Origin of the sequence: Massilia sp. LjRoot122 (assembly GCF_964252725.1) — a bacterium.
In the GTDB taxonomy this organism is placed as follows: domain Bacteria; phylum Pseudomonadota; class Gammaproteobacteria; order Burkholderiales; family Burkholderiaceae_D; genus Telluria.
Genome location: NZ_CAXUPB020000001.1, coordinates 2,893,198 through 2,917,513 on the forward strand (window position 1 = coordinate 2,893,198; position 24,316 = coordinate 2,917,513).

A 24,316-nucleotide genomic window follows, 5' to 3' on the forward strand; every position below is an offset into this window, starting at 1 on the left:
CCGGGATCCAATTCCTTGGCAAACCACTAGCTTCAAGCGCAGTCGAAACGCAGGCAAACTTGGATTCCGGCCTTCGCCGGAATGACGGTTTCTAAGCTAACGATCGACTATGACGGCAGTGGTATAGATCGCCTCAAACCCCACTCTCACTCGCCCTGGCCAGCGCCTCCGCCTCCGGCGTGCGCATATGCATCGGCTCGCCCACCTGCGCCGCGATCGCGTCGATTGCCGCCATCACCTTGTCCGGATGGGCATAGTGACTCATATGTCCCACGCCCGGCACCAGTTCCAGCTGGCTCAGCGCCAGCCGCTCGCTGAGCCGCTCCGAGTTGTGGCCGGCATCGACGATCTTGTCCTGGGTCCCGGCCACGATCACCGTCGGCACCTTCAGTTCCGCGTAGCGCTTCGACAGCGAAGCAGCCGAGGGAATCATCATCGCCGTCTCGGCCGCGGCGGCGCGCAGCTGCTTCGGCCGCAGGGCCATCCACACCGGGAAGGCGTCGAAGCGCTTGTCCACCGGTTTCGGCGAGAAGGTGCGTTTGGCCATGCCCGGCCACAAGGCCCGTGAGATCAGCGGCGAGACCGTATAGCGCAGCAGGTCGCCGACGATCGGCACGGCCGGCTGGGTCATGGTGGCGACGTCGAGCCGGATGCTCGGGTAGTAGTAACCCGACAGCAGCACCAGCCCGCGCACGAAATCGGGCTGCTGCAGCCCCATCGCGAGCGCGACCATCGTGCCCCAGGAGTGGCCGGCGACGATGGCCGACTCGACGCCGATCTGTTCGAGCGCGCGGTGCAGCAGCGCCGCCTGCTTGTCCGGGGTCCAGACCGTGCTGCGCGGACGCTCGCTGTAGCCGAATCCCGGCCGGTCGAAGGCGATGACGCGGTAGTGCTCGGACGCCCGCTGCAGCAGGCCGGTGATCTCGAAATCCTTCGAGTAGACGCCGTTCCCGTGCAGGAGCACGAGGGCCGGGCCGGTGCCGCGGTCAAGGTAGTGCAGGCGCACCCCGTCGACCTCGATGAAATTTCCTTGGGGCGGGTTGTCGCGTTCGGCCTGCTTCGTCTTGGCGCGCACGTACAGGAAGGAGGCGGCCAGGCCGATGCCGGCCAGGATGGCGCCCGTGCGCAGGCCGGTCGAACCGGTGGTGTTGGCGGTGTTGGTCGTGGTAGTGCGGTAGCGCTTGGTCACAAAATCCCCCTGTGGTCGAGTAATGGTTGTGACTCCTCCGGCTCCTCCGCGTGGAGCAGGTCGGCGACGCCCGGCAACAGCCGTTCGGCCGACTCTTCTATTTTCAGTGCGATCAGGTGGTCGGCGCGGGTACGCCCGAGGTTGACCGCGGCAATCGGCTTGCCCGTCTCATGCGCCATGCGGCAGAAGCGGTAGCCCGAGTACACCATCAGCGACGAGCCCACCACGAGCAGCGCGTCGGCTGCTTCCATCTGGGCCAGCGCGCAGGCGGTGCGCGGCGGCGGGATGCCGTCGCCGAAGAATACGACATCCGGCGCCAGCGCGCCGCCGCAATGCACGCACCAGGGCAGGTGGAAGTCCTCGAGCGCATCCGGCTCGATCGCGGCGTCGCCGTCGGGCAGCGGCGTCGCCATGATGTTGGCCAGTTCGGGATTCGCCTCGTTCAGCAGGGTCTGCACGAAGGCGCGCGGGAACTGCGCCTTGCAATGCATGCAGACCACGCTGTGGACGTTGCCGTGCAGCTCGAGCACCGCCAGGCTGCCGGCCTGCTGGTGCAGGCCATCGACGTTCTGGGTCAGCAAGTAGCCGAACTTGCCGTGCTTCTCGAGCCGGGCCAGGGCATGGTGACCATTGTTGGGCCTGGCTTTCGCCATGATCGGCCAGCCGACCATGCTGCGCGCCCAGTAACGGCGCTGGATGTCGGGTGAGCGCCGGAATTCAGGGCCCTGGATCGGTTGGCGCCCGCGCCGGGTGCCGTCGCGGTCGCGGTAATCGGGGATACCCGAGGCGGTGGACAGGCCCGCGCCCGTCAACACCAGCGCGCGCGGATACCGTTCCAGGAATTCCGCCAGCGCCTCGGCGCGGTCGTGAACGGTGAAACCTTCTGCCATGTTGCAATACCTCCATTGGCTGGGATCGTAACATCCCGGCCGCCGGCACCAACACACCTTTCCGGGCTGAACGCCCTGACCGGATTACCTGGCTGAGACCGCGATGCCGCCGACGATCATGCCGAAGGCCAGCACGTGGTAGAGATGGGGCGCCTCGCCCAGGAAGGCGGAAGACAGCAGCGCCGTGAACAGCGGCGTCAGGTTGATGAAGAAGGCGGCGATGCTGGGTCCTGCGCGCTGCACCCCGGCGCCCCAGCAGCGCATCGCCAGGATCGCCGGCCCGATCGCCACGTACAGCAGGGCCGCCGCCAGGGACCAGCTCCAGGCGATGTGCACGTCCTGCAGTGCCCATTCGCCGCCCGTCAAGGCGGCCGACCACAGCACCCCATAGCCGACCTGGGCCAGCAGGAAGGCCGCCCAGTCGGCGCGCAGGCCGGGGACGTCCTTCTGCTGCATCAGCATCCAGCTGTAGAAGGACCAGGCAATGGTCGCCAAGATCATGTACAGGTCGCCGGCCACCAGGCGCAGTCCCAGCAATTGATGGATGTCGCCGCGGCACAGCACCACCAGCACCCCGAGAATCGACAGCAGCGCGCCCACGATCTGCTTGCGCTTGACCGGCACGCCATAGAACAGGCGGCCGACCAGCAGCATCCAGACCGGCACGCCGGAAGCGACCAGGGTCACGTTGATCGGTGTCGAAGTCTGGAGGGCCAGGTATTGCAGCGAGTTGTACAGGCCCACCCCGAGCAGGCCGAGCATGGCATAGCGGCGCCAGTCGGCCAGCACGCCGCTGCCGTGCTGCAGGGCCGCGCGTCCGAGGGGCAGCAGCAGCGCCAGCGCGATCGTCCAGCGGATCAGGTTGAGCGTCATCGGCGGCACCGCGTCGCGCACCAGGCGGCCGACGATGGCGTTGCCGGCCCAGAGCACGGGCGGCACGGTCAACAGGAAGATGGTGGATGGGGTGAGGGCAGGGCGATGCATGATGGGGTAGCCGGCCCGCATGCGCAGGCCGGCGGGGATATCAGCGGCGTTCCGGCGTCAGCACGCTCGGCAGCGCCTTCGGCAGGGTGTCCGGGAAGTCGCGCGAATAGTGCAGGCCGCGGCTTTCGTGGCGCGACAGTGCGCTGTTGACGATCAGCGAGGCCACCTCGACCAGATTGCGCAGCTCCAGCAGGTCGTGCGTGATGCGGAAGTTGCGGTAGTACTCGTCGATTTCTTCCTTCAGCAGGGCGATGCGGTGCTGGGCGCGCTCGAGGCGCTTGGTGGTGCGCACGATGCCGACGTAGTTCCACATGAAGCGGCGCAGCTCGTCCCAGTTGTGGGCGATGACCACTTCTTCGTCGGCGTTCGTGACGCGCGACTCGTCCCAGGGCGGCAGCACCGGGTTCTCGATCGGCGGCGCGGCGGCGATCTGGTGCGCGCAGGCGCGTCCGACCACCACGCACTCGAGCAGCGAATTGCTGGCCAGGCGGTTGGCCCCGTGCAGGCCGGTGCAGGCGGTCTCGCCGACCGCGTACAGGCCGGGGATGTCGGTGCGGCCGGCCAAGTCGGTGACGATGCCGCCACAGGTGAAGTGCACCGCCGGCACCACCGGAATCGGCTCCTTGGTGATGTCGATGCCCAGCTCCAGGCAGCGCGCGTAGATGGTCGGGAAGTGCTCCTTGAGGAATTCCGGATCCTGGTGGCTGATGTCGAGGTGGACGTAGTCCAGGCCGCGCTTCTTCATCTCGAAGTCGATCGCGCGCGCCACCACGTCGCGCGGCGCCAGTTCGCCGCGCTCGTCGTGGGCCGGCATGAAGCGGGTGCCGGCGGCGGCGCCGGCTTCCGGCGGCAGTTTCAACAGGCCGCCTTCGCCGCGGATCGCCTCGGTAATCAGGAAGGATTTCGCATACGGGTGGTACAGGCAGGTCGGGTGGAACTGGATGAATTCCATGTTCGATACCCGGCAGCCGGCGCGCCAGGCCATCGCGATGCCGTCGCCGGTGGCGGTGTCGGGATTGGTGGTGTACAGGTAGACCTTGCCGGCGCCACCGGTGGCCAGCACCGTGTGCTCGGCTTCGAAGGTGAGCACCTGGCCGCTCTCTTCGTCCTGAACGTACAGGCCGTAGCAGCGCGGCTGGCCCACCAGGTGCGGGGCATTCCCGCTGAGGCCCTTGCCGGTCAACTTGTCGGAGGTAATGACGTCGATCGCACAGTGGTGCTCGAACAGGGCGATGTTCGGGTGCGCGCGCACCTTCTGCTCGAGCGTGACCTGCACCGCGTGGCCGGTGGCGTCGGCCGCGTGGATGATGCGGCGCTGGCTGTGACCACCCTCGCGGGTCAGGTGGAAGCCCAGTTCGGCCGTCTCGTCGCGGGTGAAGGGCACGCCCTGTTCGATCAGCCACTCGATCGCCGCACGGCCGTTCTCGACGATGTAGCGGGTGGCCGCTTCCTCGCACAGGCCGGCGCCGGCCACCAGGGTGTCGGTGATGTGCTGGTCGTGGCTGTCGCCCGAATCGAGCACCGCGGCGATGCCGCCCTGGGCCCAGTTGCTTGCCCCATCCAGCAGCGCACGTTTGGAAATGATTGCAACCTTGCGCGTCTGCGCCAGGTGCAGGGCCACCGACAGGCCGGCCAGCCCGCTGCCGACAATAGCGACGTCAAATTTCATGGCAATGTCATGTTTGTACAGAGGCATCACTATAGTCGATTTGGACATTCTTCGTCAGGGCGTGGCCGGAGGGACAAGGACGGGACAGTGTACGCCCACGCACGGATCGGGCGGCGGCCGCGCGCTAGGATCGGCCTTCCACCTATCAGTGAGGTATCCCATGACAGCTAACAACGCCCAGGCACACGCGGCCGCCCTGCAGGACAAGATCGGCCCGATGCGCTTCGCCATGTTCACCACGCGCGACCTGAACGGCCACCTGGTCAGCCAGCCGATGACCAAGCAGCAGGTGGATGCCGAAGGCGGCCTGTGGTTCTACACTCGCACGACCACCGAGCTGTGGGACAACATCGCCCACCAGCCGGAGGTCAATGTGAGCTTCGCCAACCCGGACGACAGCACCTGGGTCTCGGTCAGCGGCCGCGCCGAACGCGTTGTGGACCGGGCCCAGATCCACGCCCTGTGGAACCCGATGGTGCAGGCCTGGTTCCCGGCCGGTCCCGAGGACGAGCACGTCGTGCTGGTGCGGGTGATGCCGCATGCGGCCGAGTACTGGGATGCGAACGACAGCAAGATGGTGCGCATGTTCGCCATGGCCAAGGCTGCCGTGACCGGCTCGACGCCGGACCTGGATGCCGACCACGGCAGCATCCGGATGTAAAGGAAGGCAAGCCTAGCGGGGAGGCGGCAGGTCGCGCTCGTCCTGGTTGCCGCCGGTCTCCGGCGTACCGAGGCCGGTGCCCGTCGGGCTGGCCTGGTTCGGACGCGTGTCCTGCGGGCCGCGGGCGCTGTTCGTCATCGCGCTGCCTTCGGCTTCCGGGTGCCGGCCGACAGCCGGCGTGCCGTCGGGGGCGTTCAGGGTTTCGCCGGCCTGGTTGCGGGTCAGGCCGTCGCCGCCGCTGCCGCCGGTCTCCTGCTGGGATTCGTGGGTGGGCGTCGCGCCCTGCTGGCCGCTGGTGCTGCCGCCGACGCCGAGTGTCGTGGACGGGTCCTGCGCTGGATTCTGATTGCTCATCTCGGGCTCCTTCTATGCTGGAAAACCCATTATGCCGACGATCCTGCGCAGGCAGCGCAGCGCTTATTCCCAGCTTATTCGTAGCGCTTGTACACGCGGGTCTTGCCGCCGTCTTTCACCAGCAGCACCTCGTAGGGATCCTTGCGCGGACCTTCCATGCCCGGCGACCCCATCGGCATGCCCGGCACGGCCAGCCCGCGCGCCTTCGGCTTCTCGGCCAGCAGGCGCTTGATGTCGGCGGCCGGAACGTGGCCTTCGACCGCGTAGCCGCCGACCCGTCCGGTGTGGCAGGAGCCGTATTGTGCCGGGATGCCGAACTTTTCGCGGTAGTCGGCCGTGTCGGCAACGTTGTGGGCCTGGACCTTGAAGCCGTTCGCCTCCAGGTGTTTGATCCACTCCTTGCAGCAGCCGCAGTATTCGGTCTTGTACACCTCGAACACCGGCTGGGCGGCACTGGCGGCCAGCGGCAGGGAGAGAAGAGCGGCGAAACCGGCATTGACGAAGAAACGGGCGAGCATCATGACTCCGAATATGAACGAATAAGCCGCATTATGCCCGAGCCCTGCGCTTGGTGCCCCGGCCCGGCGATGCTATACTGTACATAAACACAGTATCCACGCCGCCCATGCCCAGCTTCCTCCCGATCGACCTCGATCCGCTCCCCGACGACTCGCCGCTGCGCCTTGCGGCCAGCGCGCGCGGCGCCGTGTTCCGCGGCGTCGCCGACGAGCCGGCGACCGACGCCAGGTCCGACGCCGAACTGGCGCGCGAATACATCGGCCAGGGAGAGCTGAGCCCGAAATCCATCGCCAACACCCAGAAGGAGCTGTACCGCTTCCTCACCTGGTGCCGCGAAGAGGCGCGCAAGACTTTCCAGGGGCTGACGGTCGGCGACCTGAACGCCTACAAGGAATTCATCCGCAATCCGCCGCCCGAATGGATCTCCACCACCAAGTGGCCGCGCAACGATCCGCGCTACCGGCCGTTTTCGGGGCCGCTGTCCGACGCCAGCCGGCGCCAGGCAATGATCGCGGTGAAGGGCCTGCTCGGCTACGCGGAGCAGACCGGCTACCTGCGACGCAACCCGGCGCGGCTGGTGCGCAACGTGCGCGCCAGCCATGCGGGCCGCATCACGCGCTACCTGTCGCCGCAGGCGATCGCGCACGCGCTCGACGCCGTCGCGGCGCGTGCCGCCGACACGCCGGCCGCGATCCGCCAGCGCGAGCGCGACCGCTTCCTGCTGGTGGCCTTCGCCCAGACCGGCGCGCGCCTGAACGAGATCGTCGGCGCCCACATGGGCGCCATCTACAGCGAGGGCGACGGGCGCTGGTGGCTGGACGTGATGGGCAAGGGCGCCAAGCCGCGCCGCCTGCCGGTGCCACCGGCGATGCTGGCCGCCTTCCGCGACTACCGCCAGGCCTTCGGCCTGCTGCCGCAGGCCAGCCGCGCCGACCGCACGCCGCTGGTGCTCTCCAGCCGCAGCAGGGAGGCCCTGCGCATCACCGACGAAGCGGCGTCGGAGGCGCTCAAGGCGGTGTTCATGGCGGCCGCCGACCGTGCGGCCGCCCAGGGCGACGGCGACAGCGCATCCGCGTTGCGCCAGGCATCGACCCACTGGCTGCGCCACAGCATGCTGACCAACCACGCCAACAGCGGTGTCCAGCTCAAGACGCTGCAGGACACGGCCGGCCACGCGAACATCGCGACCACGGCGGCCTACCTGCACAAGCAGGACCACGAACGCCACGACGAGATCGTGGGTTCAAAAGGGAGCGGCTTGCTGCCCTGAGAGCGCGCGACGCCGGCCCGGCCTCAGATCGGCAGGTCCGAGGTGCCGCCGTCCGAGCTGCCGAAATTCTGCAGGTCGTCGAGCGACAGCCGGCCCTCGTTCAAGGCCGCGACGATCGACGCCAGCTGTTCCTGGTCCGGGTGCAGGTAGATGATGCGCTGCTCGAGTTCGTTGTCCCAGTACTTCGTGTACGGCACGTCGGTCTCGGCCATCACCCGGGCGTCGAAGCTCCCGTCCATCATTTCGCCGACCAGGATGACCTTGGCCGTATCCGGCCGCGTATTGTTCACGGTGATGCCCATGCTCTTCCTTTCGAGTGATCAGTTCGCATAGCGCATTCTTACCCACGCGCGGCCAGGCTGCAAACGGTGCACCGCCAGTCGTGCGCGGGCACCGCGCTCAGGGCCGCGTACTGCTCACGCAGACGGGCGGACCGTCGAGGTAGCGCCAACCGCCGGGCCAGGGCGCGCCGGCGCGGTCCAGGGCGACGCGGCCGCCGGCGCCGCACAGGATGGCATGGGCCTCGGTGGAATCGGCCTTGAACAGGATCTTGCGCGCGGCGGACAAGGATGGGTAGGCCGCCACCACGTGGTCGCGCGCGGCGCCGTCCACATGCACGCTGCGCTCCAGGAAGATCTCCGGTTCCGGCGCATACAGGCCAGGGAAATGATCCAGCATGAGCCTGGCGAGCGGGCTGAATTCGACATGCCGGTAGCTGCGCGCAAAAGCGACGGTGCCGGCCTGTACCAGCAGCATCGCCCCCAGCAGCACGAGCGGCCAGCGCCGCGCATGCTGTAGCCGGGCGAGGGCCAGGTACAGGATGGGCATGCCGCCCCAGAACGCGTAGCGCATCATGCCCGCCGACCCGGAATTCCAGTTCACCGTCGACAGCGAGGGCAGGGCCATCACGACGCCGAACAGCAGCGCAGCGAGCGTGTGCGGCAGCCAGCGCAGGCGGTCTTTCCCGGCCAGCTGGACCAGCACCAGCGCCATGGCGACCGGCAGTCCGACCACGGCGCCCTGGTTCAGGTCGAAGAAGAAGGAGAACAGACGTGCCGGCGAGATCAGCGCAGGGTCGGTAGCCAGCGTCGCGATGATGCTGGGGACGCCGAACACGGCCACGTTGAACAGCACCGGCAGCGCCGCCAGCAGTACCTGCAGGACCGAGGCCAGGACGGTGTGGCCCGTCAGGACCTGGCGCAGCGCCGCGCCCCAGCTTGCGCCTTCGTGTGCATGGAGGTAGCAGACCCGGATCGCCGGCGCGAACACCGCAAAGAAGACCAGAGGGGGATTCTGCATCGCCGCGATCCCCGCCAGCAGCGCGGCCAGGTAAGGGCGGCCGAGCAGGACGAACACCAGGCCGGACAGCAGGGCGCAGGCGCTGAAGAACTCCGGGCTGCACCAGTTCGAATACAGGACTCCGCCGGACAGCAGGAAGAACAGGGTGCCGAACATGGCGCGCCGCGGCGAACCGGTGAAGCGGTACAGCGCGATGCTGAGGATGGCCAGGGCCGTGAGGTTCACCACCTGGTAGGCCTTGAATGGCTTGCCGCCGAGACTGTCGATCAGCTTGAAGGGCAGGGCGGCCAGGGCCGGATAGGCGAAGAAGTGGATCGCATAGTATCCGCCGTCCTTGCCGCGCACGAAGCCGGGGAAGGGATGCGCCAGGCCTTGCTGCATGCCGGCGCGCAGCTGATCGTGGATGGAGACGAAGCCGATCTCGGGCGACAGCCGGTGCGCGCGCTCGACGTCGGGCAGGCGGATGTCGGGCGTGCCGTGGCCGGCGAGGGCGATCGTCATCAGCGCATATTCCTGGAAGTCGCCGCTCTTTGACGGGCGGGTCAGCAGCAGGGCGGCCAGGGACAGGAGAGCGATGAACAGGGCGACGCGGCCGGCTGGCCTGGCGGAAAGGAAGCGGTGCATGGGCCGAGATTCTAGCTTGCAATCTCTGCAATAGGAAAGGCAGGAGACTGCATTACCCGCAGCAGATTGCGTACACGAAAACGACGATAGCATCTCCATGCTTTCGCAAGTGAAATTACAGCATTTCTATGCCATATTTCACTCGACATTAGCATATATAATGTCGAGTTCGTTCTGAACGGCAGCTTCGGTATGATGACGGGCTATCGAAAAGGCGGGACGACAATGGATATGCAAATCGAAGCGGTTTCTTCCGGCGCCACGGCGCAGCATAACGAAGATTGGGCCGGCAGTTTCAGCACGCCCGACACGACCGAGCTCGTGATCGTCGATGGCGGCACTTCCGTCGCGGACCACGACTACATCGACCCCGTGAACGGCGACGTGGTCTGGTTCGTCACGCGATTCACCGCGGCGCTCGGCGCCGCCATCGCATCCGGCCTCGGTCAAGAGGACGCCGTGCGCGCCGCCGTCGATGCGGTCTACCATGAATTCCGCGAGCGGAGTACCGGCCAGGAGATCCCTTTGTACGCGTGGCCGATCGCAGCACTGAGCTGGGTGCGCGCACGCAGGACCGCAGCCGGCAACCGGTTTGACCTGTACTGCCTGGGCGACTGCAAGGTCCTGATGCGCAGACCAGACGGCGAGATCCTCGACCTCGATCCCTTCATCAATCCCCAGGAGGCGATCCTGCGCGCCGAGATCGCGAAGCTGCGTGCCGAAGGCCTCGCGGACCCGGCAGCCAGGCAGGCCCGGCTGATGCCGATGCTGCGCAGCCGGCGCGAATACCAGAACAGCGTCGCCGGCACGAATTCCCTGTGCCTGCGCCCGAACGGCGCCTTCGGTGCGCGCAGCTTCACGGTCGAGGCCCCGGCCGGTTCGATGGTGCTCGCCATGACGGACGGCTTCTACCGACTGGTGGACACCTATGCGCTGCACACGCCCGCCAGCCTGTTCGCACTGTGCATGGAACACGGGCTCCAGGCGGCCGTCGAGGAATTGCGGCGCTTCGAGGCGGCGGCGCAAGCCTCGGCCTCGAGCTCGGTGAAGCGCGCGGACGATGCCTCGGCAATCCTGTGGCGTGCGTAAGCCGGTTCGCGCTTCGATATGCAGCTTGGACTGCAGCCCGCGCAAGCCATCGACCAGGCATAGCTGCATCAGCCAGTGAGAGTAGAGGTCATCAACGGTGAAACGTACCCGGACGACGCAAGGCCCTGAACAGACCAGCGGCGCAAGCACCTTCGGATAGCGTATTTAACATAATATAGATTATGCGTACTTGACGGCTAGCGTTCCGGAAAGGTTTGCCATTATGATGCCCAGCAGCTCTCGGAAGTAATCTTGTAAGATCTTTGGAAGTAAATCTGTAAGATGCACCCTCGTGCACGGATCTGACAAATTTACTTCCAATTGAGCTGCGACGGGTATCGCTCAAGCTATCCCATCCCAGCTCAGCTTTCAACTCCACTTGCCCGAACGTCGACCTACGTTCGCCAGTTCGAAGCTTGGTGCGACCTGCGCCGGCTAGCGCGCGAGGGTCTCCAGGAAATTTTGAATGACCGGCAGCGCTTTGGGAGCATGCTCAAGTCCGGTATCCAGGAGCTTCATGGTCAAGTGCTTTATCGACTCCCCGCGGAGCGCCTTCAACTGATTCAACAACCCAGTTTTCTCATCGGCTGGCAACCCAGACTGCTCGATACGCATCGCGATGAGTTCGCGGATGGTATCGTCGTGAAACCTCACCGTGACCGTGCCCAAGATTGCCGTCAAGCCACCGTCGTCCGCAAGAAAATCCAGTCCTCGTGCGGTGATCCGTGCTCCGGCGCTGGACCAATGACCGTCCACCCCCTTCTCGAGCCCGGAATCGACTAAGCCGTGGGCTTCGAGGTAAAGCAGATTGGTTGTGTATTTGTCGTCTTCCTCAGCAGTCAGTTCTCTCTGCGGGAAGACGTCCTGACGATCACCCGCGTAGTGATCGGCGAGGAACTCAAGAATTTCCCGCTGAAGCGCGCGGTCCAGTTTCATTATGTCTCTCCTTGACGTCGAATATTCCTGCACTGATAGCAATGGCTACACGGCAGTAAGTCGACGATGCCGGGTTCCACTCTGTATCCAAACGCAGTTTCCGGCCCACTCTATATCCGCGCGGCTCATCAAGCAATAAACCTGTAACATCCTTGTCAACTTGCAAAGAAACCACGGCTTCACGCCAGTTGATAAAAGGGCATCTGCTGATGGGAGATCGACACACGCATGGCACCCGGCACGGGAGCGGCAACCTGAAGGTCGCCTTCCTGTTGAACTTCACCTTCACCATCATCGAATTAATCGGCGGACTATGGACGAACAGCGTATCGATCCTCAGCGATGCCGTGCATGACCTGGGAGATTCAATTTCGCTCGGCCTTGCCTGGTACTTCGACCGCCTGTCAAAACGGGGCAGCACGCCAGGGAACACCTACGGCTACGCCCGCTATTCTTTACTCGGTGGCCTGATCACTGCTGTCGTTCTTGTCGCTGGTATTGGCTTTATTCTCTGGCAGGCAACACAGCGCTTGATCGAGCCTGAAGACGTGGACACCACCGGCATGATCGTCATTGCCGTAATCGGGGTGATCTTCAACGGCGCGGCCGTGCTTCGCGTGCGCAAGGGGTCCTCGCTCACCGAGAAAGTCGTCAGTTGGCACCTGCTCGAGGATACGCTCGGCTGGATTGCTGTGCTGATCGGTGCGGCAGTCATGGCTGTATGGGATCTCCCATGGATCGATCCGGCACTATCGATTGCTATTTCCTTGTTTGTCCTTTGGAACGTTTTCCGGAACCTTCGCAAGATTCTCAAGGTATTCATGCAGCGCACACCGACCGACTTCGATGTCGGTGCCTTCGAAAGCGCGGCGAAGGCTATTCCCGGAGTCGTCGACATCCACGATACCCGAAGCTGGTCAATCGACGGCGAGTCACATGTTCTTACTACCCATTTAGTTGTCAAGACCGACGCACCCGCCGATCGCGTGCAGTCAATCCGGGAGCAAGTCGCCGCATGCATCGGCAACGACGCTTTCGGAGACGTTACGATTGAAATCGAATACGGACTGACCAGATAAAGATCGACGTGCCGATTGCCTTGCCTGGTGCGGCTCCCACCCGGGTCCGCGCCGGTCTTGGCGCATGTTCAGGCTCACGGGGAGCGCCGTGCTATACTTTTGCCATGGCCGCCCGTCGATTCATCATGCTCGTACTGACGATTTTCGCGCTCCAGCTGAGCTGGACCGCGGTCGCCGCCTATTGCGAGCACGAGTCGGGACGTGCCGCACAGCATTTTGGACACCATTCTTCGGACGCGGACACGCATCGAGCCTCCACCGATACGAACGATAGTCCGACCGGTGCCGTGAAAAAAGCTGCTTTGCACTCGCATTGCTCGTCCTGTTCGCATGCCACGCTTGCGTTGGACGGCCTTCCGACCGTAGTCGCAGTCGCGCTTGCGAATCGCGGGGCCCCGCCCAGCGTGTCGTCCCCCTACTCTTCTTCCTTTCCCGCCCGTCCTGAGCGGCCTCAGTGGATCTCCGCCGTCTGATTCGGCGGCGAGGTGCTTAATTTCCTAATTTAGTCGAGCAGCCGTACAGGCACGCTTGGCGCATATCGCCGCTGAATAGTCTTCGTTTTCAACGACCGGAGTTATTCATGCATTTCAAGTATTTCGTCCTTGGGGCGTCCGTGCTGTTTGCACAGGCGTCCCCGAGTGCTGCCCAGACGGCAGCTCAATCTACGTCCGAGCATTCGGTTCACGAGGCGGTGCCGGCAGCTAATACACCGCTCACCCTCGACCAGGCTGTCGAGAAAGCGCTGGCGGCAAATCCAGGCTTGCGCGCCGCCGCCCTCGATGTGGCTATTGCAGGCGGCATGCGCCGACAGTCCGCACTCTTTCCCAACCCGGAGCTCTCCTTCGTGCGCGAGGGGACCCAACGCGGCACCCGCACGCAAACCGTCCAGCTCAGCCAGGTCCTTGAGCTTGGCGGCAAGCGTTCGGCACGCATCCGGCTGGCCGACAGCGAGCAACGACTCGCGGCGGGCAGCCTCGACGCTGCGAGGATCGACCTGCGCGGCGACGTTACCATCGCCTACTTCGACGCCCTCGCCGCACAGGAACGAGTTCGCCTTGCGCAGGCCTCGCTCGATGTGGCCACCAAGGCGACGATGGCGGCCGCCAAGCGCGTCGCGGCTGGCCGGGTGTCGCCAGTGGAGCAGGACCGGGCCGGCGTCGCGCAGGCGTCCTCCCGCCTCGAGTTCGTCGAGGCCGAGGCCAAAGCGACGGTCGCACTCTACAAGCTGGCCGCGTATTGGGGAGATACCAGTCCTCCTCAGCATTCACTGTTTATGCCCGACCTGGACCTGACCCCTCCTCCGCCTTTGGCCGAGCTGGAACGAGGGCTTGCCCAGGCCCCCCGGGTGCGGCGGGCGCGCCTGCAGATTGAACGCGAACAGGCGCAGGTCGGTCTCGACCGGGTACAGCGCATTCCTGACGTCACGCTTATCGTCGGGAGCAAGAAGGATGACGAGATCGGCCGCTCGCAAACCGTCGTCGGCCTGTCGGTGCCGCTTCCGCTCTTCAACCGCAATCAAGGCGCCCTGCAGGCCTCGCTCGCCCGGGCCGACAAGGCGCAAGCGGAATTCGACGCCGAACGACTGCGCTTGCACCAAGCACTGGCTGACGCCCACCAGCGTGCCCAGCTGTCCCGTGAGCAGGTGCGCAGCATGCGGGAGGAAATCCTGCCGGCGGCCCAGCGCGTATTCGACGCGGCCGTGACTGGTTTCGAGGCAGGCAAGTTCGGCTTCCTCGACGTGCTCGACGCGCAGCGCACGCTCCTGCAGATCCGCACCCAATACATCCAGGCGCTATACGAGCGCTATCGGGCCGTCGCCGACCTTGGCCGTCTTGCCGGCACCGGCGCTGCTCCAGAAAACAGGACCACTCCATGAAACTTCATATTGACCGAAAGAATCTTTTTTCCATCCTGATCGTGCTTGCCGTCGGCATCGTCCTTGCACTGGCTATCGTGTTCTGGAAGAAGGACGCGCCCGCAGCGGAGAGCGAAGGCGAACGCGCCCATGCCGAGGAATCCGGCGAAAAACCCGCAGGGGCGGAAGTTGGCCACGCAGATGACGAACCAGGCTTGATAGAGATGACGCCCCAGCAGGCGCAGCTGGCCGGCATCGCCATTGCGACGTCAGGCGCGGCCAGCATCGACGCTACCGTGACGCTGCCGGGCGAAGTGCGCTTCAACGAAGACCGCACGGCCCATATCGTCCCGCGTGTCGCCGGCGTCGTCGAAGCCGTCTCGGCGACTCTGGGCCAGGACGTGAAGAAAGGCCAGCAACTGGCCGTCATCGCCAGCCCAGAGCTGGCCGAGCTGCGCAGTCAGGCGAACGCCGCAGGCAAGCGCCTGGAACTGGCTCGCCTTACCTATGAACGCGAGAAAAAGCTGTGGGTGGACCGCATCTCCGCCGAACAGGACTACTTGCAGGCCCGCCAAGCCTACAGCGAAGCACAGATCGAACTGCAATCGGCGCGCTCCAAGCTGGCCGCACTGGGTGCCGAGCCGGCATCTGGCGCCGTCAACCGCTACGTTCTGCGAGCTCCATTCACCGGGGTCGTGGTCGAGAAGCACCTGTCCCAGGGCGAGGCAGTCAAGGAAGACGCAAACGCCTTCCTCGTTTCCGACCTTTCCTCTGTCTGGGTGGAAATGGCGGTCACCGCCAAGGACTTGGGACATATTCGCGTGGGGCAGCCAGTCAGCATCCGGCCAGCCGCCGGCAACGCCAGTGTCGCCGGCAAGGTGAGCTACGTCGGAAGTCTGCTCGGCGAGCAGACCCGCAGTGCGACCGCGCGCGTAGTCATCGACAATCCGGGCCGCGCATGGCGTCCGGGCTTGTTCGTCAACGTGGAACTGGTGCGCGGCAAGACCGAGGCACCAGTGACGGTATTGGCTGAGGCGGTGCAGGAACTGGAAGGCAAGCAGGTGGTGTTCGTCAAGGCGCCCAACGGCTTCAAGGCGCAGCCCGTGAAAATCGGTGCAAGCGACGGCAAGCACGTCGCCATTGCCGAAGGCTTGGCCGCCGGCGCCCAATATGTTGCAAGTGGCAGCTTCGTGGTGAAAGCCGAGCAAGCCAAAGGCAGCGCCGAGCATGAGCACTGATCGAGGATACCGCCATGTTTGAAAGAATAATTCGTTTTGCCATCGAGCATCGATGGCTCGTCATGCTTGCCGTGACCGCCATGGCCGCGGTCGGCATCTACAACTACCAGAAACTGCCGATCGACGCAGTTCCGGACATTACCAACGTCCAGGTACAGATCAACACATCGGCGGCCGGGTTCTCACCGCTCGAAGTCGAGCAGCGCGTCACCTTCCCGATCGAGAATGTGATGGCCGGGCTGCCCGGGCTGGAACAGACCCGCTCGCTTTCGCGCTACGGCCTGTCTCAGGTAACCGTCATCTTCAAGGACGGCACCGACATCTATTTCGCCCGCCAACTTGTCAACCAACGCATCCAGGAGGCACGGGAAAGCCTGCCCGGAGGTGTCGTGCCAATGATGGGGCCGATCTCGACCGGCCTGGGCGAGATCTACCTGTGGACGGTCGAGGCCGACCCGGGCGCGAAAAAGCCAGATGGAACGCCCTATACGCCGACCGACCTGCGCGAAGTCCAGGACTGGATCATCAAGCCGCAATTGCGCCAGGTGCCCGGGGTCACCGAAATCAACTCGATCGGGGGCTTTGCCAAGGAATACCAGATCGCCCCCGATCCCGCCAAACTCAGCTCGTACGGCCTGTCGCTGGCCGACGTCGTGACCGCGATCGAGCGCAACAACGCGAACGTCGGCGCCGGCTATATCGAGCGGCGCGGCGAACAATTCCTGATCAGGGCGCCGGGCCAGGTGCGCAGCCTCGACGATGTGCGCAATACGATCCTCAGCAACATCGACGGCATACCGATCCGCGTGCGCGACGTCGCCACCGTCGACATCGGCCGTGAGCTGCGCACCGGGGCCGCCACCGAGAACGGACGCGAAGTCGTGCTCGGCACGGTGTTCATGCTGATCGGCGAGAACAGCCGAGCAGTTTCGCATGCGGTGTCGGAGAAGATGGTGGAGGTCAACCGATCCCTGCCCGCCGGCGTCAAGGCGATCCCGGTATATGACCGCACCGTCCTGGTCGACAAGGCGATCAATACCGTCAAGAAGAACCTGCTCGAAGGCGCGGTCCTGGTGATCGTCATCCTCTTCCTGTTCTTGGGTAACATTCGTGCGGCGATCATCACCGCCATGGTCATCCCACTGGCGATGCTGTTCACCTTCACCGGAATGGTGACTTACAAGGTCAGTGCCAACCTGATGAGCCTGGGCGCCCTCGACTTCGGCATCATCATTGACGGGGCCGTCGTCATCGTCGAGAACTGCGTGCGGCGCCTGGCGCACGCCCAGGAACATCACCGGCGCGAACTCACGCTGGCCGAGCGCTTCCACGAAGTGTTTGCCGCTGCGAAGGAAGCGCGACGTCCCCTGCTGTTCGGCCAGCTGATCATCATGGTGGTGTACCTGCCGATCTTCGCCCTGTCCGGTGTCGAAGGAAAGATGTTTCATCCGATGGCATTTGCCGTCGTGGCCGCGCTGCTGGGCGCGATGATCCTGTCGATCACGTTCATTCCGGCCGCCGTCGCCCTGTTCATCGGGAATCGCGTGGCCGAAAAGGAAAACCGGATCATGGGCTTCGCCCGCCGCGCCTACGCACCGCTGCTCGAGAAGGTGCTGCGCAATTCCGCCCCTGTCATCACCGGGGCGGTAGTCCTGGTCGTGCTGGCTGGCCTGCTGGCAACCCGGCTCGGCAGCGAGTTCATCCCGAGCCTGAACGAGGGCGACTTGGCACTGCAGTCGCTGCGCATCCCTGGAACCAGCCTGAGCCAGTCGGTCGAGATGCAAAAGAAGCTCGAGGCCGGCCTGAAGGCGAAGTTCCCCGAGATCGACCGTGTGTTCGCGCGCACCGGCACGGCGGAAATCGCGTCCGATCCGATGCCACCGAACATCTCGGATGGTTACATCATGCTCAAGCCGGAGTCCAGCTGGCCCGCACCGAAGAAAACCCGTGCCGAGCTGATCGAAGCGATCGAGGTTGAAGCCAGCAAATACGCCGGCAATGCCTACGAGTTTTCGCAGCCGATCCAGCTCCGCTTCAACGAGCTCATTTCAGGTGTGCGCAGCGACGTCGCGGTAAAGGTGTACGGCGACGACATGGAAGTCCTGGAGACGACCGGCCAGGCGATTGCCCGGGTGCTCGGCCGCATCCCCGGCGCCGAGGAGGTCAAGGTCGAGCAAACCGGTGGCCTGCCGATGCTGACCGTGAACATCGACCGCGAGAAGACCGCCCGCTTCGGCCTGAACATCGGCGACGTCCAGGAAGCGCTGGCCATCGCCACCGGTGGGCGCGACGCCGGAACCATGTTCGAGGGCGACCGCCGCTTCGACATCGTGGTGCGCCTGCCGGAAAACCTGCGCACCGACCTCGACGCGCTCCGCCAGCTCCCCATCCCGCTTCCTGCCAGCGACGGTCGCGCTACCAGCTATATCCCGCTGGGCGAGGTCGCCGGTCTCGAATTCTCACCGGGACCGAACCAGATCAGCCGCGAGAACGGCAAGCGTCGGATTGTCGTGAGCGCCAATGTACGCGGACGCGACATTGGCAGCTTCGTGCCTGATGCCGCGGCGGCGATTGCCAAGGAAGTGAAAGTGCCGGCCGGCTACTGGACCGATTGGGGCGGCACCTTCGAGCAGTTGCAGTCGGCCACCACGCGGCTGCGGCTGGTCGTACCCTTAGCCCTGTTCATCGTGTTTACCCTGCTGTTTATGATGTTCAACAACGTCAAGGACGGTCTACTGGTCTTTACAGGCATTCCATTCGCGTTGACCGGAGGCGTGGCCGCGCTCGCGCTGCGGGGTATCCCCCTGTCGATCTCGGCCGCAATTGGGTTCATTGCCCTGTCGGGGGTGGCAGTGCTCAACGGGCTGGTGATGATTTCGTACATCCGGACCTTGCGCGAGGAAGGAATGGGACTTGACCAGGCTCTCCGCCACGGCGCGTTGACCCGCTTGCGACCGGTTCTCATGACCGCGCTGGTGGCATCGCTTGGTTTTGTCCCGATGGCAATTGCGACCGGCACCGGCGCCGAAGTACAGCGGCCGCTGGCCACGGTCGTGATCGGCGGCATTTTGTCCTCGACCGCCCTCACCTTGCTGGTACTCCCGCTTCTCTACCGCTTCGCGCATCGCAAGGATGAGGTTGAGATGCCCGCACCGGCCGGGAAGGTAGTCGTGCAGTGAGGCTGCCGGATGCGCTTGCCCCACTATCCGGAGAAGAAGGGCCGGCCCGTCCGGACATCGGCCTCGAACGCTGTACGGCTCGAGGTCGCCCTGCACGGCGCATCTTTCGTGGCTTGTGCGATCGGCGGCGTCGCCCTGGAGAGCGTGCTGCTGCTTGCCGGCGCTGCGCACCATCTTGCCAGCGTCGGGTCTGCGCTGCTGGCAAGTGGGAGCGCGCAATCCACAAGGAAAAACGTGGACGTGTTCGACTACCTGTTCTTGTTCATAGCGATGTCGGCGGCCTGCCTGCTTCTCGTCATGCGCGTTGCTGCGCAAGGCATTCACGGCCTTGCGCACGCTGAGCCGATCGACATCGCTGCTGTCGTGGCCTGGGCGTTACCAGGCGTCTTCGCCGCACTTGCGACCGGCAAAGTGGCATGGGTTCGCCAGTCGAGTAGGTGGCGACGCACCGGCATTGCTGCCGATACACTGCTCTCGGCGGCACCTGCTGTACTTGCGCTCATTGCGTATCTGGTGACGGGCCTAACTGATAGTGGAAAGCTCGACGCCGCCGCCGGCCTGGGGCTCGTGCTCGTGCTGTTCGTGCGTTCATTGCTTCGTTTCAAAAAACTGCTCGAGTGAAGTTCGGTCTGAATGTAATGGTTTGGCTTGGAGGAAGAAATGAATGTGCTTCAACAACAGGCACCCGTATCCCTGCAGGATCACTTTGTCGCCATCGTCATCGTGGCTGGACTGGTCCTGGCAGGGCTCGTGTGGTTGTATCTCGGCTGGCGGAAGTACAAAAAGGCCGGCGAAGCAGAAAAAGCCGCCCGAGGGTCAGCTGGTGACAACGAGGAAATGTAGGTGAAGACGTGCCGCCGCTGATCGTTGCAAAAAAATTTATTAACGGGACTTTAAACAGGAGGAATTGAATGGGCGCAGGGCATTCTCACGCACCACAACCGGGCCAGAATGAGCGGCCACTCTGGATCGCACTGATCCTCACGACTGCTTTCCTCATTGCCGAGATTATTGGCGGCATCCTCACCAACAGTCTCGCACTTATTTCGGACGCAGCGCATATGTTCACCGATACGGCCGCGCTCGCCATCTCGCTGGCGGCGATCCGTATCGGAAAGCGTCCGGCCGACAGCGCACGCACCTTCGGCTACTACCGGTTCGAAATCCTCGCCGCGGCCTTCAATGCGATCCTGCTGTTTCTTGTAGCGATTTATATCCTATATGAAGCCTACGAACGTCTTGGCACGCCACCAGACATCGAGTCGGGCACGATGCTGGTCGTCGCAGCTTTTGGGCTGATGGTCAACCTTATTAGCATGCGATTACTCTCCAGCGGAAAGGACAGTAGCCTGAACGTGAAGGGGGCCTACCTCGAGGTCTGGAGTGACATGCTTGGGTCCATTGGTGTCATCATCGGCGCGCTGGTCATCCGCTACACAGGCTGGGGCTGGGTCGATTCCCTGATTGCTGTCGGGATTGGCCTTTGGGTGCTGCCACGCACATGGACGCTGCTCAAGGAGAGCATGAATGTACTGCTCGAAGGTGTTCCGGAGGGCTTGGGTATCGACCAGGTCAGGGACGCGATCCTTCGCGTGCCTGGCGTGGTTAGCGTGCACGACCTGCATGTCTGGGCAATCACGAGCGGCAAGTCGAGCCTGACCGTCCATGTGGTCCATCAGGCGGACATCACGGATCCCCAGGCGCTGCTGGTGGCGGTGCGCAGCATAGTCGCGACCGAGTTCGACATCCATCACAGCACGGTGCAGATCGAAGCGACGCCATGCGAGCAGGAAGCCGATGAGCACTCGTTCGGGCCGGCCATGGACGCTGACAACGGCGAGCATGCGGGGCATGCACACGAACACGAAGGAGCAACACGATGATCGAACACATCAGGAACAGCCTTGTCGAAGCGCGCGAAGGGCTCGACCGCCTGCTTGGCGACGAAGCTCAGCTCAGGAACATCGAGGCCGCCGCCCAGCTTTTGGTCGGAACCATGGAAGCCGGTCGACGGGTGATATCGTGCGGCAATGGCGGCTCGATGTGCGACGCCATGCATCTGGCGGAAGAATTGTCCGGGCGATTCCGCGACGACCGGCCGGCGATGGCGGCCGTCGCTATCAGCGACCCAAGCTACCTTAGCTGTGTCGCCAACGATTATGGCTACGAGCACGTATTCGCCCGTTTCGTCCAGGGGAACGGCGCCGCCGGTGACTTGCTGTTTGCCATCAGCACGAGCGGCAGCAGCCCGTCGGTCGTGCTCGCAGCCGAGGCGGCGCGAACCCGCGGTATGAAGGTGGTCGGCCTGACAGGACGTCCTGGATCGCCGTTGGCCCAACATGCCGACGTGTGCATCTGTACCAGCGCGGGCCGCTACGCCGACCGGGTCCAGGAACTGCACATCAAGGTCATCCACATTCTGATCGAACTTACGGAGCGCTCCTTGCGGCCGCAAAATTACGTTCAGGCGGGCATGTCGTCCTGAACCAGGTTGATCTTGCCGGCTGTTGGCGACGCCTGCGTCCGCGAGCGATCGAGCAGGCGCAACCCGTTAAACACGACGAGCAGGCTCGCTCCCATGTCGGCGAACACAGCCATCCACAGGGTTGCCGTTCCCGTGAAAGCAAGGACCATGAAGACCGCCTTGATCGCCAGGGCGAGCACGATGTTCTGGCGGAGAATGGCGGCGGTCTTGCGGCTCAGGCGTACGAACTGCGCGAGCTTGCCCAAGTCGTCGTCCATCAGGGCGACGTCCGCCGTTTCGATGGCGGTATCTGTGCCGGCGGCTCCCATCGCGAAGCCGATATCGGCCTTCGCCAGTGCCGGCGCATCGTTGATGCCGTCCCCGACCATGCCTACTGTGCCGTACTTCGCGCGCTCGTCTTCGATAGCCGCTAGCTTATTCTCCGGCAGCAAGTTGCCGCGCGCGTCGTCGATGCCGACCTGGCGCGCGATCGCCGACGCCGTCACGGCATTATCGCCGGTGAGCATGACCGTCCGCACGCCCAGTTGGTGGAGCTCGGCGATCGCCGCGCGACTGGTTGCGCGGATCGTGTCGGCGACGCCGATCACCAGGAGCGGCGCGGAATCATCACACAGCACGACGGCTGTCTTTCCTTCCTGTTCGAGACGGCCCAAGGTGGCCTCCGTCTCGGCGTTGCAGATGCCCAGTTCCTCCACCAGACGGTGGTTCCCGAGGTAGTACCACGCGCCGCCGATACGCCCTTTGGTGCCACGCCCGGCGATTGCTTCGAAGTCCCCAACCTCGGCCAGCGGAACTGACTGTGCCTGGCCGTCCCAATGGCGGCTGACCGCGCTCGATACCGGATGGTCGGACCGGCCGGCAAGCGAGGCCGCCAGCCAACGATTGCGTTCGCCGTCACCAAGCAACACCTGTACATCGGTCACTACGGGCTTGCCTTGAGTAATGGTGCCAGTCTTGTCCAGTGCGATCGAACGCAGATGTCCACCCTGCTCCAGGTAGATGCCACCTTTGACCAGGATGCCGGCGCGGGCCGCCGCGGCCAGGCCGCTGACGATGGTGACTGGCGTGGAGATGACCAGCGCGCACGGACAGGCGATTACGAGCATCACGAGAGCTTTGTAAATCCACGGCATCCAGTCGCCGCCAAAGGCCAGAGGCGGGACGACGGCGACCAGCACGGCAATCGCAAACACCGCAGGCGTATAGATGCGCGAGAACCGGTCAACGAAACGCTGCGTCGGGGCCCGGCTCGCCTGAGCTTCTTCCACCGCCCGGATGATGCGCGACAGTGTCGAATTGCTATGGGCGGCGCTGACCCGGTACTCGAAGGAGCCGTTCTCGTTGACCGTTCCGGCGAAAACTTTGTCGCCGGGTCCTTTGGCAACCGGCATGCTTTCGCCTGTGATAGCCGCCTGGTTGACTGTGGATTGTCCTTCGGTCACATCGCCATCGAGGGCAATCCGTCCACCTGGCCTCACTCTTGCAACACTGCCGACTGCGACGCTTGCGGCATCGCGCTCCGCCCAGCTGCCGTCGTCAAGGCGAACGCTGACGGTGTCGGGCGCCAGTGCCATCAGTCCCTGGATGGCGTTGCGCGCACGGTCAAGGGAGCGCGCTTCGATCAGCTCGGCGATCGCGAACAAGACCATGACCATCGCGGCCTCCGGCCACTGGCCGATCAGGACGGCTCCTGTCACGGCAATCGACATCAAGGCGTTGATGTTCAGGTTGCGGTTGCGCAGGGCAATCCAGCCTTTTTTATAGACGCCCAGGCCCGAGATGGCGATGGCGGCGAGCGACAGCAGGATGACAGGCAGGGAATTTTCCTGGCCGGTGCTCCACGCAAGGATTTCCGCGCCGACTGCCGCAGCCAGACCCAGGGCAAGGCTCACCGCCTGCCTGTTCGGAGCACGTTCCTGCGTGTGCGCCGAATCCTGCCCGCGTTCTTCACCGACGACGACGGCCCGCATGCCAAGCGAATGCAGGGCTTCTTCGATCGTAGTAGCCGGGCCGCCGTGCCAAACACTCAGTGTCCGCTGCATGAGATTGAACTCGAGTCGTTCGATGTTCGGCATGGTTTCGAGCTTGCCGCGGATGAGCGCCTCTTCCGTTGGGCAACACATATCCTCGACCGTGAAGACTGTCGGATGCGTTTTGTCGGCGGCCCGTGCTACGCCCCCGACAACGGGCTCCATGCCGACCGCGCGAACGGCCGCCAGGATGGGGGCGGTATCGGCCAGGCTGTGCGACACGCGCAGCTTGCGTTGCACCAGATTGAATTCCAAGGCTCCAATGCCGGGTACACGGGACAGCGACTGGCGCAACAAGCCTTCTTCTGTCGGGCAATCCATCTGTGCGATGCGAAGTTCCAGGACCGCGCCGGCGCTTTGTACCGGCTCGGACGCTGGTCCTGGTGCGACCGACGGGGCGCAACACGATTTGCTCTGACATTCCGACATTCCAACCTCCGGGAAACTGTGTATAGTCTCCATTTAAAACCATATAGCGGGTACAGGGTCAAGGGTTATCGTGGAGTGCAGGATGAAAATTGGTGAGCTGGCGGACCGGTCGGGATGCTTGGTCGAAACGATTCGATACTACGAACGCATCGGACTGCTCAAAGCGCCCGAGCGGGCTGCGAACAACTACCGTAATTACGATGAGAGGCACAGCGAACGGCTGTCCTTCATACGCCACTGCCGTGCGCTCGACATGACAATCGACGAAATAAGGGTGCTGTCGAATTTGCGCGATCATCCTGAACAGGAGTGCGCAGGGGTGAACGAACTGCTGGACAGGCACATTTCGCTGGTGGAAAAGCGTATTCAGGCCCTGGCGGCGCTCGAAGCACAATTGCGAACACTTCGTGGCCGCTGCGTCAGTAACGATACGACCGAATCGTGCGCCATTCTGCGTGCACTCGGCGCCGATCCAGCCGCGCCAGATGGACCGCGAACGGGCAACTAGTTTCCGACGAGTCGCATCGGGCGAAACCA

The 24,316-nt window shown here is 64.2% G+C and carries 22 protein-coding genes; 12 read left to right on the plus strand and 10 right to left on the minus strand.

Annotation, left to right across the window (positions count from 1 at the left end):
• Positions 1 to 133 precede the first annotated feature (133 nt).
• The 4 genes from ACSQ25_RS12520 to nadB all read right to left on the minus strand — a co-directional run bounded on the left by ACSQ25_RS12520 (position 134) and on the right by nadB (position 4,732).
• Positions 134 to 1,189, minus strand: a complete 1,056-nt coding sequence (locus ACSQ25_RS12520; RefSeq protein WP_436106015.1) for an alpha/beta fold hydrolase — start codon at positions 1,187 to 1,189, stop codon at positions 134 to 136.
• Complete coding sequence (locus ACSQ25_RS12525) at positions 1,186 to 2,079, minus strand: NAD-dependent protein deacetylase (protein ID WP_436106016.1); 894 nt, start codon at positions 2,077 to 2,079, stop codon at positions 1,186 to 1,188. The genes ACSQ25_RS12520 and ACSQ25_RS12525 overlap by 4 nt, the downstream gene beginning before the upstream one ends.
• Positions 2,080 to 2,163: 84 nt before the next feature.
• Positions 2,164 to 3,063, minus strand: a complete 900-nt coding sequence (locus ACSQ25_RS12530; RefSeq protein WP_436106017.1) for a DMT family transporter — start codon at positions 3,061 to 3,063, stop codon at positions 2,164 to 2,166.
• Positions 3,064 to 3,103: 40 nt separating this feature from the next.
• Entirely contained in the window at positions 3,104 to 4,732 is a 1,629-nt protein-coding gene (nadB, locus tag ACSQ25_RS12535) for an L-aspartate oxidase (RefSeq protein ID WP_436106018.1), read from the minus strand.
• Positions 4,733 to 4,892: 160 nt separating this feature from the next.
• Here nadB and ACSQ25_RS12540 point away from each other — a divergent pair, with 160 nt between their 5' ends.
• On the plus strand, positions 4,893 to 5,393 hold the full coding sequence (locus ACSQ25_RS12540; RefSeq protein ID WP_436106019.1) for a pyridoxamine 5'-phosphate oxidase family protein: 501 nt from the start codon (positions 4,893 to 4,895) through the stop codon (positions 5,391 to 5,393).
• A 12-nt stretch (positions 5,394 to 5,405) separates the two neighbouring features.
• On the opposite strand, the gene ACSQ25_RS12545 is transcribed toward ACSQ25_RS12540, so the two are convergent.
• A complete protein-coding gene (locus ACSQ25_RS12545) occupies positions 5,406 to 5,747 on the minus strand; it encodes a hypothetical protein (RefSeq protein ID WP_436106020.1) in 342 nt (113 codons plus the stop codon).
• A gap of 74 nt (positions 5,748 to 5,821) precedes the next feature.
• Positions 5,822 to 6,265: a DUF411 domain-containing protein gene (locus ACSQ25_RS12550; protein WP_436108068.1), complete on the minus strand. Its 444-nt coding sequence runs from the start codon at positions 6,263 to 6,265 to the stop codon at positions 5,822 to 5,824.
• A gap of 107 nt (positions 6,266 to 6,372) precedes the next feature.
• Between ACSQ25_RS12550 and ACSQ25_RS12555 the strand changes: the two genes are divergently transcribed.
• A complete protein-coding gene (locus tag ACSQ25_RS12555) occupies positions 6,373 to 7,536 on the plus strand; it encodes a tyrosine-type recombinase/integrase (RefSeq protein ID WP_436106021.1) in 1,164 nt (387 codons plus the stop codon).
• Between the two features lie 23 nt (positions 7,537 to 7,559).
• On the opposite strand, the gene ACSQ25_RS12560 is transcribed toward ACSQ25_RS12555, so the two are convergent.
• Together ACSQ25_RS12560 and ACSQ25_RS12565 are read right to left on the minus strand one after the other, a co-directional pair.
• Entirely contained in the window at positions 7,560 to 7,838 is a 279-nt protein-coding gene (locus ACSQ25_RS12560) for a hypothetical protein (RefSeq protein WP_436106022.1), read from the minus strand.
• 97 nt (positions 7,839 to 7,935) lie between these two features.
• On the minus strand, positions 7,936 to 9,459 hold the full coding sequence (locus tag ACSQ25_RS12565) for a hypothetical protein (protein WP_436106023.1): 1,524 nt from the start codon (positions 9,457 to 9,459) through the stop codon (positions 7,936 to 7,938).
• Positions 9,460 to 9,684: 225 nt separating this feature from the next.
• On the opposite strand from ACSQ25_RS12565, the gene ACSQ25_RS12570 reads away from it, so the two are divergent.
• Positions 9,685 to 10,548, plus strand: coding sequence for a hypothetical protein (locus ACSQ25_RS12570; RefSeq protein ID WP_436106024.1), 864 nt, complete (start codon positions 9,685 to 9,687; stop codon positions 10,546 to 10,548).
• A 435-nt stretch (positions 10,549 to 10,983) separates the two neighbouring features.
• Here the strand turns inward: ACSQ25_RS12570 and ACSQ25_RS12575 are convergent, their stop codons facing one another.
• Positions 10,984 to 11,484 (minus strand): hypothetical protein, encoded by a 501-nt coding sequence (locus ACSQ25_RS12575; protein ID WP_436106025.1) that lies wholly within the window; start codon positions 11,482 to 11,484, stop codon positions 10,984 to 10,986.
• Positions 11,485 to 11,693: 209 nt separating this feature from the next.
• Here ACSQ25_RS12575 and ACSQ25_RS12580 point away from each other — a divergent pair, with 209 nt between their 5' ends.
• From ACSQ25_RS12580 to ACSQ25_RS12615, 8 genes are all read left to right on the plus strand, one after another.
• Positions 11,694 to 12,563, plus strand: a complete 870-nt coding sequence (locus ACSQ25_RS12580) for a cation diffusion facilitator family transporter (protein WP_436106026.1) — start codon at positions 11,694 to 11,696, stop codon at positions 12,561 to 12,563.
• A gap of 580 nt (positions 12,564 to 13,143) precedes the next feature.
• Positions 13,144 to 14,439 carry a TolC family protein gene (locus ACSQ25_RS12585; protein WP_436106027.1) on the plus strand — a complete coding sequence of 432 codons (1,296 nt, stop codon included), beginning with the start codon at positions 13,144 to 13,146 and terminating at the stop codon, positions 14,437 to 14,439.
• Positions 14,436 to 15,656, plus strand: coding sequence for an efflux RND transporter periplasmic adaptor subunit (locus tag ACSQ25_RS12590; protein ID WP_436106028.1), 1,221 nt, complete (start codon positions 14,436 to 14,438; stop codon positions 15,654 to 15,656). The genes ACSQ25_RS12585 and ACSQ25_RS12590 overlap by 4 nt, the downstream gene beginning before the upstream one ends.
• Positions 15,657 to 15,670: 14 nt before the next feature.
• Positions 15,671 to 18,835 carry a CusA/CzcA family heavy metal efflux RND transporter gene (locus ACSQ25_RS12595; protein ID WP_436106029.1) on the plus strand — a complete coding sequence of 1,055 codons (3,165 nt, stop codon included), beginning with the start codon at positions 15,671 to 15,673 and terminating at the stop codon, positions 18,833 to 18,835.
• Positions 18,836 to 18,844: 9 nt separating this feature from the next.
• Entirely contained in the window at positions 18,845 to 19,456 is a 612-nt protein-coding gene (locus ACSQ25_RS12600; RefSeq protein WP_436106030.1) for a hypothetical protein, read from the plus strand.
• A 39-nt stretch (positions 19,457 to 19,495) separates the two neighbouring features.
• Positions 19,496 to 19,678 carry a hypothetical protein gene (locus ACSQ25_RS12605; RefSeq protein ID WP_436106031.1) on the plus strand — a complete coding sequence of 61 codons (183 nt, stop codon included), beginning with the start codon at positions 19,496 to 19,498 and terminating at the stop codon, positions 19,676 to 19,678.
• Between the two features lie 68 nt (positions 19,679 to 19,746).
• Entirely contained in the window at positions 19,747 to 20,718 is a 972-nt protein-coding gene (locus tag ACSQ25_RS12610) for a cation diffusion facilitator family transporter (protein ID WP_436106032.1), read from the plus strand.
• Positions 20,715 to 21,320, plus strand: coding sequence for an SIS domain-containing protein (locus tag ACSQ25_RS12615; RefSeq protein ID WP_436106033.1), 606 nt, complete (start codon positions 20,715 to 20,717; stop codon positions 21,318 to 21,320). Before ACSQ25_RS12610 ends, ACSQ25_RS12615 begins: the two co-directional genes overlap by 4 nt.
• Here ACSQ25_RS12615 and ACSQ25_RS12620 read toward each other — a convergent pair.
• Entirely contained in the window at positions 21,299 to 23,779 is a 2,481-nt protein-coding gene (locus ACSQ25_RS12620; RefSeq protein WP_436106034.1) for a heavy metal translocating P-type ATPase, read from the minus strand. The genes ACSQ25_RS12615 and ACSQ25_RS12620 overlap by 22 nt on opposite strands.
• Positions 23,780 to 23,861: 82 nt before the next feature.
• On the opposite strand from ACSQ25_RS12620, the gene cadR reads away from it, so the two are divergent.
• Positions 23,862 to 24,287, plus strand: a complete 426-nt coding sequence (cadR, locus tag ACSQ25_RS12625) for a Cd(II)/Pb(II)-responsive transcriptional regulator (protein WP_436106035.1) — start codon at positions 23,862 to 23,864, stop codon at positions 24,285 to 24,287.
• Positions 24,288 to 24,316 lie beyond the last annotated feature (29 nt).